The organism is Vibrio jasicida 090810c (genome assembly GCF_002887615.1).
Lineage (GTDB): Bacteria > Pseudomonadota > Gammaproteobacteria > Enterobacterales > Vibrionaceae > Vibrio > Vibrio jasicida.
In genome coordinates this window covers 267,036-283,935 of sequence record NZ_CP025792.1, presented here as the reverse complement: position 1 = coordinate 283,935, position 16,900 = coordinate 267,036, and the positions used below count along the sequence as shown (strand labels likewise).

At 43.9% G+C, this 16,900-nt stretch carries 11 protein-coding genes; 5 read left to right on the top strand and 6 right to left on the bottom strand.

What is annotated here, in order from left to right:
• Positions 1–28: 28 nt before the first annotated feature.
• Entirely contained in the window at positions 29–3,043 is a 3,015-nt protein-coding gene (locus C1S73_RS01610; protein ID WP_038867511.1) for an NADH-dependent flavin oxidoreductase, read from the bottom strand.
• Between the two features lie 697 nt (positions 3,044–3,740).
• Between C1S73_RS01610 and C1S73_RS01605 the strand changes: the two genes are divergently transcribed.
• The 5 genes from C1S73_RS01605 to C1S73_RS01585 all read left to right on the top strand — a co-directional run bounded on the left by C1S73_RS01605 (position 3,741) and on the right by C1S73_RS01585 (position 8,860).
• The gene (locus C1S73_RS01605; protein WP_038867509.1) at positions 3,741–3,968 is read left to right on the top strand and encodes a hypothetical protein; all 228 of its coding nucleotides are present in this window, start codon (positions 3,741–3,743) and stop codon (positions 3,966–3,968) included.
• 138 nt (positions 3,969–4,106) lie between these two features.
• Complete coding sequence (locus C1S73_RS01600; protein ID WP_038867508.1) at positions 4,107–5,522, top strand: TolC family protein; 1,416 nt, start codon at positions 4,107–4,109, stop codon at positions 5,520–5,522.
• Between the two features lie 3 nt (positions 5,523–5,525).
• The gene (locus C1S73_RS01595; protein WP_038867507.1) at positions 5,526–6,506 is read left to right on the top strand and encodes an HlyD family secretion protein; all 981 of its coding nucleotides are present in this window, start codon (positions 5,526–5,528) and stop codon (positions 6,504–6,506) included.
• A gap of 18 nt (positions 6,507–6,524) precedes the next feature.
• Positions 6,525–7,712: an ABC transporter permease gene (locus tag C1S73_RS01590; protein ID WP_038867505.1), complete on the top strand. Its 1,188-nt coding sequence runs from the start codon at positions 6,525–6,527 to the stop codon at positions 7,710–7,712.
• On the top strand, positions 7,709–8,860 hold the full coding sequence (locus tag C1S73_RS01585) for an ABC transporter permease (RefSeq protein WP_038867503.1): 1,152 nt from the start codon (positions 7,709–7,711) through the stop codon (positions 8,858–8,860). The genes C1S73_RS01590 and C1S73_RS01585 overlap by 4 nt, the downstream gene beginning before the upstream one ends.
• A 173-nt stretch (positions 8,861–9,033) precedes the next feature.
• Here the strand turns inward: C1S73_RS01585 and C1S73_RS01580 are convergent, their stop codons facing one another.
• From C1S73_RS01580 to msrP, 5 genes are all read right to left on the bottom strand, one after another.
• Positions 9,034–10,710: a UvrD-helicase domain-containing protein gene (locus tag C1S73_RS01580; protein WP_038867501.1), complete on the bottom strand. Its 1,677-nt coding sequence runs from the start codon at positions 10,708–10,710 to the stop codon at positions 9,034–9,036.
• A complete protein-coding gene (locus C1S73_RS01575) occupies positions 10,710–12,752 on the bottom strand; it encodes an ATP-dependent nuclease (protein ID WP_038867499.1) in 2,043 nt (680 codons plus the stop codon). The genes C1S73_RS01580 and C1S73_RS01575 overlap by 1 nt, the downstream gene beginning before the upstream one ends.
• Positions 12,753–13,011: 259 nt before the next feature.
• Complete coding sequence (locus C1S73_RS01570; RefSeq protein WP_009704349.1) at positions 13,012–14,520, bottom strand: DUF3360 domain-containing protein; 1,509 nt, start codon at positions 14,518–14,520, stop codon at positions 13,012–13,014.
• A gap of 578 nt (positions 14,521–15,098) precedes the next feature.
• Positions 15,099–15,716, bottom strand: a complete 618-nt coding sequence (msrQ, locus tag C1S73_RS01565; protein WP_020197473.1) for a protein-methionine-sulfoxide reductase heme-binding subunit MsrQ — start codon at positions 15,714–15,716, stop codon at positions 15,099–15,101.
• Positions 15,713–16,717, bottom strand: a complete 1,005-nt coding sequence (msrP, locus tag C1S73_RS01560; RefSeq protein ID WP_038872454.1) for a protein-methionine-sulfoxide reductase catalytic subunit MsrP — start codon at positions 16,715–16,717, stop codon at positions 15,713–15,715. The genes msrQ and msrP overlap by 4 nt, the downstream gene beginning before the upstream one ends.
• Positions 16,718–16,900 lie beyond the last annotated feature (183 nt).

Below are 16,900 nucleotides of genomic sequence, written 5' to 3'. Positions count from 1 at the left end.
TAACTGGTACTTCTTAACTTAATGACGATTAAACAAGGTCAGATGCACTTTCACCTGCGATTCGGCCGTAGGTGAAGATGTCAATCAAGGCATTCCCGCCCAGACGGTTACCCGCATGGATGCCACCCGTTACTTCTCCCGCAGCGTACAAGCCTTCGATGATGTTGCCATCTTTACCGATAACGCGCGCTTTAGTATCGATTTTCAAGCCGCCCATCGTATGGTGAACCGATGGTTGGCGAGGTGTGGCATAAAACGGGGCTTGCGCCACTTTCAAACCAAACGCACTCTTATGAAACTCAGGATCCTGCCCCTGCTCTACACAGGCATTGTACTGTGCAATCGTATTGGTCAATTCAGCAACTGGCACATTAATCTTCTCAGCCAGCTCTTCTAGCGTATCGGCTTGAACAATAATGCCTTCTTTAATTTCTCGCTCAATGGTTTCATCCGATGTGTTCGCCGCGGTTTGACGAATATTTTCGTCGGCAATCATGTAGATAAGGCCACCATTGTCGAAAAAGGCATCCGAGAGCACGTCGCGACTTCCGCACTCATCAACAAAGCGCTTACCTTGTTGGTTAACAAACACAAAGTTCTCTGGCGGAACAATCAGCCCCGTAAGCAAAGCACCCGACTTAGGGTCACCGATCGGCATTAACTGCACAAATCCCATGCCTACAAGTTCTGCACCGGCCTTTTCACCGATTTCAATACCATCACCGACAAGCGCTGGTGAGTTGGTGGTTTTGATATCGTCCGCGATTTCTTTCCAGTATGAGTTGTACTTTTTGATCATTTGAGTGTTTGCACCAAAACCACCTGAGGCCAGAACAACACCATGATTTACGCGCAGTACAAGCTTAGTGCCGTTCGCTTGAACCGCTTTGATACCAACGACTTTGCCATCTTCTACAATCAGATCGGTAGCTCGCGTATCAGTAATAATGCGCCCGTTTTGGTCTTGAATACGTTTTGACAGTTTATCGACAAACTCAACGCCCTTTGGACGTTTTGGTTTGTGTGCTCGACGCCACAACGCCCCAACTGGAATTTCCACGACACTGCGGTCAAAGTCGATGCCCTTTTCACTCAACCAATCGATGGATTCCATAGAACGAGAAGTCAGCGTTTCAACCAAGTCATACTGACCATAGATAGACTCACCATTTAAATCAGTGCGTTTACCACCAAGGTAAGTTTGGATGCGATGTAACTCTACCGAATCAAACAAGTACTGTTTGCCACTTTCTAGGTCAGTGAAGTAGTTATCGAGTTGTGATTTCAGCACTTTGAAATCAGCAAGGTACTCATCCACAAATTCTGACTCTGGCGTTTTCGCCAGCAACATTAGCGTCTCTTTCTCACCCGGAAGCGCAGCAAAGTCATTTTGCCATTCAGGTTCTGCAGCATTAACCCAACCACCCGTTCGAACAGTGTTACCACCAATCGCAGGGAACTTCTCAAGCAAAATAACTGACTTGCCCTTATCAAGCGCTGTCAGCGTTGCACTCAAACCAGCACCACCGCCGCCAACAACCACAATATCAACGGTTTCTTCGATGGTTTTTGATGACCATTCAACCGCTTCCTTCGCTTTACAACGCAATGCTTCTGAGTTGCCACCAGCCAAATCAACCGCATTTGACACGCCATCAAGAACCGCTTGGCTGCTGACTGTCGCACCTGAAATAACATCGATATTCAGTGTTTGTCCGTCAAGGATCTGCTGCGGAATACGCTCAAAAGCAGGGTTTGCAATACCATCAGACTCTTTAGATGAATCGACAAAAATCTCTAATATTTTATCCTCAGAGAAGGTAACCGTTACTGGTAAGTCACCATTGTGACCGCGCCCATATGCCGTGTACTCGCCCGAATTGAATTTAATCGGAATGTTTTGGAGCTCTTTAATACGTTGGTGTTTTAGCGCTTCGGCTGCACTATCAACAATCATGTAATCCATGATTTCCCAAAGCGGTGTTGGGATCTGCAATGCTTCTTGCTGAGCAATATCAGCAAACTCAGCGCAAGTTTCGTTATCCAGCACCTTACCTGCCCATGTTGGTTCGACCAAATAGCCTTTACCAACACTGACCATGTCATAACCTTGTGCCAATGCACTGTCCGCATCTGCACGTTGAGCGATACCACCAACACCAATGACAGGCACTTTTGCTACGGCATCAGATTGAAGTTGACGATACTTGTCGATAAGTAACTCTTGATCTTCTGGAGTAACAATTGAGTTACGTGCCCAACTGCCCATCGAGAAATGGAAGTAATCTAAGCCTGAACTCGCCAACTTATCCAATAGGAACATTGTGTCTTCAAAGCGAATGCCCGGTTGCTCGATCTCTTCTGGCGAGAATCGGTAACCGATAATAAAATCCGACTTATCATGAGATGACGCGACTTGTTTCGTTTTATCTAAAATCGCAAGAGGGAATCTGGTGCGCTTCTCAATGTTACCACCCCATTTGTCGCGTCGACGATTTGAATGTGGTGAGAAGAATTGTTGGATCAGGTAAGTATTTGCGCCGTGAATTTCAACACCGTCAAAACCAGCGAGGATGGCACGATTGACTGCATTACCGAAGCTTTCAATCATGGCTTCGACTTGCTCTTTTGTCATTTCTAAAGGTGTTTCCGCATTATCACGAAGTGCAGCGACAGGACTTGCCGAAATAGGATGATGACCACCGTTGTATTCAGGGTTAGCCATACGACCGGCATGGTAGATTTGAAGAATGGCTTTGGAACCTTTCGCTTTAATCGCGGTGGCGAGCTTTTTCAAACCTGCTATTTTGCTATCAGTATCAATCCCCAGAGCACCAGGGAAAGCACGACCGTAATTCTCAACGAAAGCACTTTCAACAATAATTGCGCCAGCATCACCTGAGCGAGCGGCGTAGTAATTGATCATCTCTTGAGTCACCCCGCCATCAAAAAAAGCGGACTGAATCGTCATCGGTGCCATCACGATGCGATTGCTGAGTTTGACCCCTGACTGAAATACGATTTCATCGACTAACTGAGCCATAAATAGTTTCCTTTAACAGATTAATTCTCATATGAAACGCACCTGCAAAAAGGATTTACTCATCACAAGCATTTTTGATATGAGAACCAGTCAGATCCTCTAATAACCTCAAAAATATTATTGATTTATGCGCATGAGTAAAATGAATCGTTTGCATTTTTAACATGATTTTATTGCATTAATAAAAATCAGAATGCCTTTCTCGCAAAGAGTTAAGTCGAAATAAGTAGAGATAAAGGCAAAAGGGAGTACGAGTTAACAACGCTGCAACAGTGACAACATTTGACGCTTTAAAATCATCAGGTTCATGCTTATGTCACGTACGCGATCCATCACTGATAAGCGAAACGAAATATAAAAAAGCAATCAAATCGCCAGCCAAATAATGTTGTTATTTATTCAACACCATACATAAATTGCCATCTAAATCTTGAACACGATCACATCAAATTTATCGGTTTTTGAGGCGTTTTGAGACTTTCCATCGTATAATTTTTAGTCAAGAAGCCAGAGAGAGCTTCGGCAAAAGAAAGCAGCCAACTGGAAGTCTATTTAACGCTCAACACTTGCGTCAGAAAATTTGAAGACACATTAATAAAAATACAAATACTGACGTTAAGACAATCACTTAGACACCATCTGCCACTGCAATAACTATAAACAGAGGCGCTTTTATAGTTAGAAGGAACACCTAAACATGGAACGCGATACATTTGGAATTTGCCTGAATAAGGCTATGCTGTCAGAGAATATGTATTCAACGTTTACTCACGTCAGAGCTTACGAAAAGAGTGATGCCAGCTCCCCAGATCTTAAGGTGCTGCTATCGTTCCCACAGATGAGTGGTAAAGACCTGCTGAATACAATGCGAGGTTCTCGCCAACTTGAGTGGAGAGCAGAGTTTCACTGCCCTTCCATGAAGTAAAAAACAACACAGCTGCGCTCAAGTGGTCTACACTCAATTGAGCGCAACATTTCTCCAACAATTCTTTTCGCCAATCACTTAACACTTTCGAATGAATACTTTATATTAGAGCTAATACTCTAAAGCAAAGCAGCCACTATGAAACAAACCGGAAAGTTCTGGATCTTGGGCCTTCTCAGCAGCTCAATTTCTCTTGCCTGTCAATCGGCTCCCATCACATTTGATGACGCATGGAAATTGTTGTTAGAAAACAACTATTCACTAAAAGCGCAGCGTGCGAACGTTGAAAGTTACGAATACCAACAAAGTGCGACAGACAACCTTAATCTTCCACAAGTCAGCATCGGAGCGAATTACACGCGCTTAGACACTGACGTAACGGTCTCGGGTCAGCAGTTATTCGACAGTACTGGACAACAAATCAGTGTGCCACCAGTCTTTCAACCTATCTTTAGTGCACTTGCGAATACTACTTCAACGATCACTGAGCGTGACATCTTCTCCTCTTCTATTCGTGCTATCTGGCCAATCTTTACCGGTGGTCGCATTAATGCTGCTCAATCAGCAGCAGAAGGCAAAACAGACGAAGCAAAAAGCCAGCTCGCGATGGAGCAACAGGCGCGTTTTGAAGATCTCTCTAAATACTACTTCTCGGTTGTATTAGCGAAAGAAGTGCTGGCGACTCGCCAAGCCGTCGAAAAAGGCTTAACCAAACACCGTGATTTTGCAATTAAGATGGAAGAGCAAGGCCAGATTGCAAGAGTTGAACGCCTTCAAGCAGAAGCATCACTAGACAAAGCGAAAGTAGAAACTCGTAAAGCGGCCAGCGATTTAAGTATTGCCCAAGCTGCTCTTGGCAAAATCTTGGCGCAGAATGATTCGGTAGAGCCATCAGAATCCCTCTTCATCAATGACAACCTTCCTCCATTGAATGCTTTTGTCGATCAAACTCTATTGACCTACCCTGGCTTGGATTTATTAAATGCAAAACACAAACAAGCATCGAGCCTGATAAAAGCCGAGAAAGGCAAATACTATCCAGAAGTCTATTTGTACGGTGATTACAACCTGTATGAAGACGACTCACTTGCCAGCCAAATTAAGCCCGATTGGTTAGTTGGTGTCGGAGTGAATATTCCGCTGATTGAATCCACCGGTCGCAGTGAAAAAGTAAAAGCAGCGCAAAGTATGGTCACGCAAGTGGATGCACTAAAGTCACAAGCCAAGCAAGATTTGTCGCTTCTGGTACAGAAAACCTATCTAGAGGCGCAGCAAGCCATTGATGAGGTCCAAGGTTTAGAATCCAGTATCGCCCTTGCAGACGAGAACCTACGCTTACGCGAAAAAGCCTTCACTCAGGGCTTATCGTCATCTTTGGATGTGGTCGACGCGCAACTGTATGTCGCCAGCGTAGAAACACAGCAATCTGCGGCGCGTTTCCGCTATCTAATTTCTTTGACCAAACTATTAGCACTAAGTAGCGAAATGAACAGCTTCGCTCAATACCAACATACTGCTTACGTTCCAGCATCAACATCCAAAGAGGCAAAATAAGTCATGGCAGCAAAATCTCTAAAACCCGCTCTACTATCAATTTGCGCTTTGGGTGTCGCTTCTTGGGTTGGTTACCAGTTCTACCAAGCGTATCAACCGGAACCAGCTCGTTTACAAGGATTGATTGAAGCGCAGCAATACAGCATCTCTTCTAAAGTGCCAGGACGTATTGATGAAGTCATGGTGCGCAAAGGCGATGATGTCGAAAAAGGTCAGTTGATCTTTACCCTTCACAGCCCAGAAATCGAAGCAAAGCTAGAACAAGCAAAAGCGGGTGAAAAAGCCGCTGGCGCGTTGGCGTTAGAAGCAGAAAAAGGCGCGCGTGAGCAACAAATTCAAGCAGCAAAAGACCAGTGGTTGAAAGCACAAGCGGCTGCTAATTTGATGGAAAAAACTTACCAGCGCGTAAATAACCTCTACAAAGATGGCGTTGTCGCAGAACAAAAACGCGATGAGGCGCTGACTCAGTGGCAAGCTTCTAAGTACACCGAGAGCGCAGCGTTCCAAATGTACAACATGGCAAAAGAAGGTGCGCGTAGCGAAACCAAAGTCGCCGCAGCAGAGAAAGCGCGTATGGCGGCTGGCGCTGTAGCGGAAGTAGAAGCGTATGCAAAAGACACGCAAATCTTTAGTTGGTTTGATGGTGAAGTCTCTCAAGTACTACTGCAAAGTGGTGAGCTGTCTCCTCAAGGCTTCCCGGTTGTGACGGTTATCGATACGCAAGACTCATGGGCAACCCTTAACGTACGTGAAGATTTGCTCAAACACTTTACCAAAGGTACTACGTTCGAAGCTTATCTGCCTGCCCTTGATAAAGACGTTGAGTTTAAAGTAACGCACGTTGCCGTTATGGGTGATTTCGCGACATGGCGCGCCACAGATGCATCAAAAGGTTTTGATCTTCGTACATTTGAAGTCGAAGCTCGCCCTACCCAGCCAGAGCCTGAGCTTCGAATGGGCATGAGCGTCGTGGTTGACCTGTAATCGCGTTGGTTTAGTACTATGACGATTCAAATCTCACAACGACAGGTCCTAAGGCGCGATAAGTGGTTGCTGTCTTGCCTTACTTGGGTGCCGATCTTATTGGCAATCAGTATTTGGGGGGTATTCTCTGCAGGCATTGCCAGAGATCTTCCTATTGGCGTGGTCGATTTACAGCACTCACAGTTGTCACGCAAGATGATTCAATCTCTTGACGCCTCATCCACCCTTTCTGTTGATTACCACTACGTCAGTTCAACAGAAGCGAAGAACGCAATGATCGAGGGTGATATCTACGCTTATGCTGTGATTCCCCCTCAATTTGACCAAGACATTCTTTTGCATCGCCAACCGCAGCTATCGGTCTTCTTCAATAGCCAATACATTTTGGTTGCGAAGTTGATTAACTCCGCGGTCGCGCAATCTCAAGGGTATTTTGATGCTCAGCTTGAAGCCATGGGTAATCTAGCGAAAGGCAATACCACAACGTTAGCCGCCATTGGGCAAGCCGTGCCGATTTCCACCCAGATTACTGCTCTGTTTAACCGTAACACTAACTACGCTCAGTTCTTGGTAACCGCGATTGTGCCTGCTATCTGGCAAATCTGTGTCGTGGTCAGCACCATTTTGATCCTCGCGGCGCATTTCCGTTTATATGGTAATGGCCATAACAGCTTCGCGTTCTTAGGCGAACGTCCTTTCACTCGACTAAGCAAAATTCTGAGCCAGTACATTCCTGTATTTATGGCACAAGGCGCGCTGTTCTTAGTTTGGTTTTATGTAGTGCTTGATTGGCCGATGGAAGGGAGTTATCTGGCAATGTTATTCGCGCAATTCGTAACGACCATTGCATGCATCATCATGGGGGCATTGTTCTTCTTCCTATCCATGGACCCAGCACGCGCGATGAGCTTTGCTGGCGCATTTACCGCACCGAGCTTTGCATTCATGGGCATCACCTTCCCAGTTTCAGACATGAACACATTGGCGCAAGCATGGCGAAGTCTACTACCGATCACTCATTACATTGAAGTACAAGTGGATCAAGCAAATTACGGCGCTAGTGTAGCGCAATCTATCGGCTCCCTATGGCCGATGGCTGGGTACGTTATTCCGTTATTGATGACGGCAGCTTTGATGGCAAAACATCGTAATACCGCCTTACTCAATAGCGCAACTGGTGCTGATGGTAAGCAGGGGGCAATATGAACTTATGGCAATTGATTAAAACCGAGTTACGCTCAGTGATGACCAATCCTGTCGTGGTACTTACTGTCTTTGGTGGCGTAGTGTTTTACTCGTTCTTATACCCACTTCCGTACGCGCAACAAACGCCAAGAGAACAGCCGATAGCGATCGTGAATCTCGATGGAAGCCAAACCAGCTTGAAGCTTGAGCGTATGGTCGATGCGACGCCACAAGTTAAAGTTGTGACACGCCTACACACCATTGCTGACGCGAAACAAGCGTTCTTAGACCGAGAGATCACGGGTTTCTTGGTGATTCCAGAACACTTCTATAAAGACTTGATGCTTGGCAGCAGTCCTACTCTGGCTTATGCGGCTGATGCTTCCTACTTCTTGGTCTACGGCACCGTGGTAGAAGGCCTGGCAACAGCAGGCGGTACGCTTGGTGCTCAAGTTAAAGTCAGTAAGATGGTGATTGATGGCGTGCCACTGAGTATGGCGAGCCATGATTACTCTGCCATTAAGCTGAACATGAAGCCAACCTTTAACCCGACTATGGGCTACATTGAGTACGTTGTGCCAGCGGTGTTTGTGTTGATCCTTCAGCAAACATTGTTGATGGCGGTCGGTTTACAAACGGGTACGCAACGCCATGGTCGCGGTTATTGGTCGCAAGTTTCAACCGGTGCATTGTTATTAGCAAGAACCGTAGTTTTTGTCGCGATTTACTACCTACTGAGCGCATATTACTTTGGCTATAGCTTCGAACGTTTGAACGTTAACCATGTTGCCAATGCAGGTGAGCTACTCACCTTGCTCCTGCCTTTCTTACTTAGCTGCTGTGGCTTAGGCTTATGGCTAGGCTATTTATTGCCAAGACGCGAGCTCGTGACATTCGTCGTATTAGTGAGCTCAATGCCGTTGATCTTTCTAGCTGGGTTTATTTGGCCGGTTGAATCAATTCCTACCCCGCTGCTTTGGTTTGCAGACTTGAGCCCGAGCACTTGGGCAATCAAAGGCTTTTTAGCTCTCAACCAAATGGGCGCAACGTGGCAACAAGTAGCTAAACACTGGACTGCTCTATGGGTACTGACGGTTCTTTGGGGCGGCGTTGCTTACTGGATTGCCAAACGCAATACCAAACCAGTAGTAACAGAAAGCTTAGGTTAACGGCTTTACATCCAATTAAGAAAGGGGCTCACGTAGCCCCTTTTTCTATTGGTGTCGATGTTCTAGTGACTGAGTTGAGCTGAAGAGTCGTTGGCTCGTTTATGGACATAAATACGTTAGAACTTTACCCAAACTCACTAACTAAAGATTAAAAATATATCTTTTTCGAATACTTAGTGGTTTGTAGCTGAAAACTTACATTTATTTATCAATAGATTAATAACAGGTCTGACAGACCGATATGTCGAAGCTCGATTATCATGTCCCCAATTTAGTCTATGCGCTCTATGCTTACTTGTAGTTACACATATACAGTTCTTGGCTCGTGACAAGGCTACGTATATTGAGCAGTTATCCTCAAATATCTGATTCGTATAGTTCCAAAACTCCTGATCTTCTAAGCCTAGAAAGTATATAGTGTGGTACTCGAGACCTTTACACTTGTGGATGTTCATTAGGTGTACAGCATTCTCAGCACTAAATAGCCTCACCACATCTACTAATGAGCTGGTTTGATTACACATGTTTCTCAAATGGATCTCGAGTGCATGCCATACATGATTAAAATATTCTGGGGATTTGTACTGTTTCCACCGTCCTTTTATTTTATTTATGCCAAGTTCATGAATGAAGCCAAGTACAAGAGATAACAAATCATCAGCAGTTGTTGAAGCTGAAATTTGTTGTTGTTTTAAATGGATGAATTTTATTAGAGAAGTAGTAAGTGCCTCTTCTTTTTCATCACCCGGTTCGACTTTGTTTAATGACAAATTAACTTTAAACAACTCCGTCATGACTTGAGGATTTGGATGCACTATCGCTTTCAAAAAAAATGAAAACAATTGCCCAAGAGGCTCTTTTAATGCATCTTGCAAGTCTGTCATATCAAGATTGTTTATGCCAATTCTTGTCAACTCAGTCCTTAATACTTCGGTGTTTTTTGATGCCTGTTGCTTGGTCAAAATAGAGATATCACTTGCTCTAACACCACTATCTAGAGCTTCTTTAATATCACTAGCAATAAAGCTTGCTTCTTGATATTCGTCATTAAAAGAATGTAGAGAGCAATTACTTGGAGCCTGAGCTATTTGTTGAATTGTGGAGTCTGGGTTTTGTACAAATTGCAAAACGACAGCTAATACATCTTGAATTTCGCTGGATGCTCGATAGTTTTTTACGAGAAATTTTCTCTCCGCAGAAAAATCGTTCAAAAAATCAGTAAATACTGTCTGACGTGCTCCAGCCCACAACATTATGCTCTGATTTATATCTCCGACAGTTAAAACTTTAGTCTCCGAATCCTGAAACAACAGCCGCAACAGTTCATATTGTTCATCAGTGGTATCTTGAAACTCGTCTACAAAAACATACGCATAAGAACAAGAGAACATAGTTCTAATATCTTCCCTTTGGCGCAAGATACGTATTGCAAGAACTAGCAAATCACTCATCAGTATTTTTGTACTACCGTCTGAATCTCGACGATGAAAGACGATATCGTAATTGTTTACTGGACGTTCACTTTCTGGAAGAACATTTTTAAACCTATCTACAATACTCTTACTGAATGCATGGAATGTAAAAGAATCGAATCGACTAGCCTTATCGCCACAACGCTTGTTGATTCTTTCTTTTATATTTATCTGAGCTTCAGTTTTAAATGTTAGAGACAATATTCTTTTTGGCCATGCACAATTGTTCGTATAAAACAAATAGCTTGCCTTTTGAGCAAGTAACTCAGTTTTACCTGCGCCAGCACTCGCTAAAACTGCAACTGATGTGTCATGAGTAATAATATCAATCAATTCATCTGTAGCTTCTATACCATCAGAAAGTTGCCACTCTGTCATTACTCAACTACCTGTTCAGATAACTCTAGAATACGTTCCATTAGCCGTGTGAGTTCTGATGGTAACTTTTCCAATATTTCTTCAGAGTCATATTGTTCTTCAAGCTTTGCAAACATTCGCACGTGAGATGCAGGCTTACTCTTGTTTGATAAAAATCGATAGCGATACCACAAGAAGTTTCTTTCCCAATTGTCTCCAAAGTTAAATCGTCTACCTGCATTCCCTTTTTTAAGCACAGCTTTAACTAATGCAGCTTCTCTTTTTATAGTGTCCTCGTCTTCTTCATCTTCTTTTCCATCGGATGGTCCTCTTTCGCCGTAAACTTCATCTTTTATGCAAAAAACCTCAGGAAAAGATTGAATCATCGAGTAATCAATGTCTAAAGGACTTGAGAAGAATACATTGTACTTTTCGAGTTCATCGACGAGGATTTTTAACTCTTCTTCTGAATAGCGCAAAAAGAATGTGGTTGGATTTTGAGGGGAGTTCCAAGCAGGAATGCGCTCGATAGTATCTTCACAAATAAATTCATTTCTCGTGGTATCGATCAATAGAAGTTGCTCAATGACATACTTCATGCGACCAAAGCCACCTCCATTGCGATCAATATCAAAATCGAGCAAGGTAACAAAAGGTATTTTAAGCGAGTTTAGTAGCCGCCAGAAGTGATTGACGTGCCTGCCTCCTAATGGGACGACAGAGATTGATTGACCGTCAATGTCTTGCCCTAGGTGTTCTAATAACTTTGGTAAAACAACTTGCTCGCTGTCTCCTTCACCAAGTATCACGAGTTTTGCAAAATAAATTTCGGGGTAAGCTCTAATAGCTTCGCTAATATACTTAGCCTGTTCATCACTATCATCTGGTAATAACAATGATTGTACCTTGGTACATACGTTTTCATTGTCTAATCTGAAATGACGAATCTGCTCAGGCTTTATGCGACCGACCAATGAGGAGGAATGTGTCGAAACTACAGATTGACAGAATTCAGTTGATGCGTAACCCTTAACTAGCTTTAAAATTCTGCCTAAATAATGTGGAGATAAGTGATTTTCAGGTTCCTCGAGTACGATCAAACTGAAAATAGGAAGCTTCATTTTATCAACATCAAAATTGGATGATTGACTATCAACGACAGCTTGACGAGTCGCTTTATCTATATCGAATAGTGCTTTGGTTAAAGCAAAGTAAACTAGAGATTTTTGTCCGTCACTCAGTCGACTGGTATCCACCTTATTACCAGTAGCATCTGGCATAAATTGAAGCTGTATAAGTCTCAATATTTCATCAACATCACCTACAGGGAAGTTAAGTTTGGCTTGATTAAGATGACGCCCTTTATATATATCTCGCCAATTGTGATTAATGGCCTGTGTAATCTGCTCTAGAGCCGGATTGTCAGACGCTAGTCGATTAAGCTGTTGAGCTTGCGCTTCGAATGATTCTTGTTCGCCGTCCGACCATTTTATAGCTTTTAGTAATCTACCCAATATAGCTTTAGATGAATATTTTAACTGGACTAAAGGATCTCTATTAGCTGGAACATAATTGACTTGAATTGCGTTTCTTTGCGTCGCTGAGAGACGATGCTTATTATCCTCTTCTGGCACATCCATATCACCATCAATCACCCACAAACTCTCATCAACATCACCTAGAGGGTTAAAATCGAAGTTTAAGCTCGCTTCTAATCGAACTCGGAAGATAATTTCACCAGTTGAACTTGATGCCGTAAGTCCGTTGATTAAGGATGGAATAGATGGATTACCTTCAGCATTGGTAAGAGTAAACCATGCTTCTATCGTTAAGCTTCTTGGTGTTGCAGCATCCACATTGTCAGGTAAGTGAAAGTCGGAAGGTAAAATTCCACGTAAAGAATGGTCGATTGAGAATAGTTTATTTAAGGCTTCCAATGCGGCACTTTTACCTGTGCCATTATGTCCAATGAAAACGGTCAATTCAGGATCAAACTCAATTGTTTGAGGATAACTCGTAGATACACTTTTATAACCTGAAACTATCAACTTCTTTAACAACATACTAATGACTTCTTAGACTATTCTGTGTAGGTCATTCGAATTAATGAAGGTGAACAACCTATAAGCTATCAATTTGATAGCAGATATTATCATATTCGTCCGTACGCTTTTCTTATAGAAGTCTCTTTTTGATTAGATTTTTCAATTATCACAGTTAACACATAAAAGGACCAAAAAACGGTTTAGATCAACAGAACTAAACCGTTTCTATCACGTTAGAAAAAGGTTCTTCAAACCATAAATCGTACTACGAACCTATCTAACGGAAACTTGGGATAATCGCTGGAATTCCCGGTAGTAGACCAACCAGCGCCATTACGCTTGTTAGCACAACAAACATAATGCCAGGTAACACCCAACGGCTCATTTTACTGAGTTCCCCACTACGTTCTTTACAGCCGACTAAGCCTAAGTTATCTAGCAACATGGTGAGAGACCAGCCAAATGCAGGGTTAACGAGCGCTGAAGAAAATACAACAATCGCCGCTGATTGCGTGGTTTTCCCCTCACGCGTCATTTCCATTCCTGCTTCTAGCAATGGAACAAATACCCCAACAATAAGCGCAACACAAAGTACAGGTTGCCAAATCGCTAAGTCCATTGGGTAGCCCCAAACAGCAGCGATGATACAAAACAGTGCCGTTAGCAAAGCGCCGGCTGGAATTGGGCGTTTAGCGATAGCCGCCGGAACAATGTAAGTTCCCCACGAAGACGTAAAGTTGGTACCACCAAGCAGAGAGCCGAACGTCTGACGAATTGACGCTGTGGTCATCGTATCGTCGATATTCATATGTACTTTTTCTGTACGCTCTGGATAGCTGATTTTTTGAAACACTTGGTGCCCTAAGAAATCTGGCGACCACATGGCTACGGCCAAAATAGCAAAAGGCAGTACCACCATGAAGTGTTCAATCGTCGGTAAACCTAGCATCCAGCCTGTATCTTCCCCCCACCAATACATAGGGTTCATGTTGGGTAAGCCGGGCTCGGTTTGAAAAGAAAACGGCGCGCCCATGGCAAAAGCTAACGTACCGCCTAGCAAGCAACTAAGAGGGACTGCTAGCCAACGCTTGCGAAAATGTTCCAGTAGTGCATATAAAATAATGGTACAAAAGATCACGACGAAAGCGATGTGGCTCATCCCTATTCCCTCTGCCCAAGCGAACAGCTTTTTCACTTGAGAGACGGTTCCAACAAAGCCAAGGTAGAGTAACAATCCGCCACACACGCCTTTACTGGTGAGGTTTGCCAGCATACTGCCACCTTTACTGATGGCTAACAGTATGCCAAAAGCACCAATCAGCAGACCAAAAGCCATTGGGTGCCCGCCTGCTGCAACGACGATAGGAATTAATGGAATGAGTGGGCCGTGTGTACCCGCGAGGTTTGCGGTCGGCAGTAGAAAGCCTGAAAAAAGAATTATGAAAACAGAGGCGATAAGTAGTTCATAGCGAACATTTTCTAAAATAAAGCCTTCGTTCAACCCTAGCGCTCCGGCAAAGGTTGCTGCGATGGCTCCCACCATAACGACTTTACCAATGGTCGCGGCCATCGCTGGAATGGTGTCTTCTACCTCGAATCGATAGTCTTTAAACGGCAAATTGGGACGCCAACGTTTAGGCGCCATGATTTGCAACTCGTGCTCTAAATATTGTTCTCGGGACTCAAACTCCGAGCTAGGTTTATGTTGTTGTTCATAAGTGAGTTCATCCTCACTGGCTTTAGGCTTATCTGTTCCAATATGTACGGACTCTAAAGTGCTGCTCATTGTGATTCCTTTCGTTCACACTCTAAGGTGTGTTTTTCCAACCAACGTTGTTGACTCACTAAACGAAGATTAAGCGAGTCGTTGTCTATAGATTCTCTGTTATACCAATCGTAGTAAATAACTGGTCATTCTAGCTTGTTAAAATACTCGATAACTGCGTTGCAATTTTTGATTGTAGAATAACTACTTATCGAAAAATTACGCCTTGTTCTCAAGCATTTTCCCTACGCTATTTCTGATCACTTATTTACTGTGATTGGTATTACAAGAACTCGATGACTGATCTTTATGAACTCTGAAAATTCAGCTGCTAGTACCTTATACCAAACGAAAAAATACAAATAGTCTCAGGTAGTTAGACATTAGTCGTAGGGTTCGGGCTAACGGTATGAGCGTTGTGGTGGGATTTGATAGACTTAGCCCAAGGTCCTTGGCGAGAGCGAACGAAAGGTGTGGAGCGTGGTGAGCCAACAGCAACAGAAATCCTGGGTTAGCGGCTTTTTATCCAATAAAGAAAAGGGCTCACGTAGCCCCTTTTAGTCTGTTGATTCATGTATCGCAATTAGTCTAACAGCGCATCAACTGGATAACATTTTTCGAAACACTCGCTGCTTCAATGTCTTCCAACGCACCAGCAACAAACCAATGGCGATTAGGATATAGATGGTTGGCTCTGCCACCTCTGACTTCACCGACCAATAGAAATGAATCGGCGCCAGTATCGCGGCCAAGTAAACCCAGTTATGCAGCTTTTGCCATTTAGGCCCCATCTTGCGTTGAATGGATTGAGTCGAAGTCACCGCCAGAAGTAACAAGATCACCCACACTGCTGCACCAACGGTCAAGTAAGGGCGTTTGACGATTTCAGAAGCAAGTAAACTCCAATCTAACCCTAAATCGAGCACAGCAAACGCAACCAAATGAAGCACTGCCCAGAAAAAGCTGTAGAGCCCAAGTAGTCTCCTAACTCGAACTAACAAACCCTGCTTGGTCCAACGCGCAAGCGGAGAAACCAACAAGGTAATAAACAGCGTATTCAACGCGCTAATACCCGTGTAATGAATGATGCCTTGAACAGGATCTCCACCTAAGTTGTCGGTATTAATCGCAATAACCAGCAGACCTAAGAAGCCTAAAGAGACAAGGTGGATGAGGACCTTAAGCGCAATGATGTGTTTTGGAGTCAGCTTTCTCAATAGAACTTCCTCAGATCCATATTCTTATAGAGATGCGCCACCTCTTCCTCGTAGCCGTTGAACATCAATGTTGGCTGTCTGCGAGTGCTGAGTACACTGCCCTCTCCGATGAAACGCTCGCTTGCTTGGCTCCAACGTGGGTGATCAACATTTGGGTTCACATTAGCGTAAAAACCGTATTCATTCGGTGCTAAACGATTCCACGTTGTTGGCGGCTCTCGGTCGGTTAGACGAATTCGAACAATAGACTTGATGCTTTTGAAACCGTATTTCCAAGGCACAACTAAGCGAAGCGGCGCACCGTTTTGTGGCGCAAGCGTCTTACCGTATAAACCCACAGAAATCAGCGCGAGCGGGTTCATTGCTTCATCAAGACGAAGCCCCTCGACGTAAGGATATTCAATACTGCTAAACGAGCCTTGGGCTGGAAATTGTTTTGGATCGTAGAGAGTTTCAAAAGCAACGTATTTCGCGCTACTTCTTGGGTCCGCCATTTTGATGATGTCCGCTAGAGGAAAGCCAATCCAAGGAATGTTCATTGACCACGCTTCCACACAACGCAAACGATAGATTCGCTCTTCTAGTGTGAACTTGTTAAAGATGTCATCGTAGTCGAGCTTAATTGGGTTATTTACCAAGCCGTCGATCTCAACCGTCCATGGGTCAGACACAAACTCAGAAGAGTTTCTCGCGGGATCAGACTTATCGGTACCAAACTCATAGAAGTTATTGTATTTCAGAATCTTACTTTCAGGAGTAAGAGAAAGATCCGCTTGGTACTGTTGTGGCTTCGCCGCGCTAAGGTCAATTCGATTGTCTGAGACTGGCTTTTCCTTTGACGAGAAGATGTCCAAAATACCCGCTTGTGCATTCGCTGCGAGCGGCATACCGACAACCGCAATGCCAAGCTTTTTCAATATCTCTCGACGCTCTTTATAGACGGACTCTGGCGTCGCTTCGTTTTCAGATAAAGCCCAGCGATGATTCTTCTTAATCCACATAATCTTCCCCGAATGTGTTCATACTTTAGTAAATAGCGAACTGGTAATACGTTGATTAAGACAGACCGTAACAATAGCAGTTCTATTTCATAGAAAACGAAAAACCGATATGCATGCGAGTTAACGCTTTTCATCGATGTCCGTTAGGAGTCTAGGTTCGTTGGGAAGCTATTTCCATTCGTG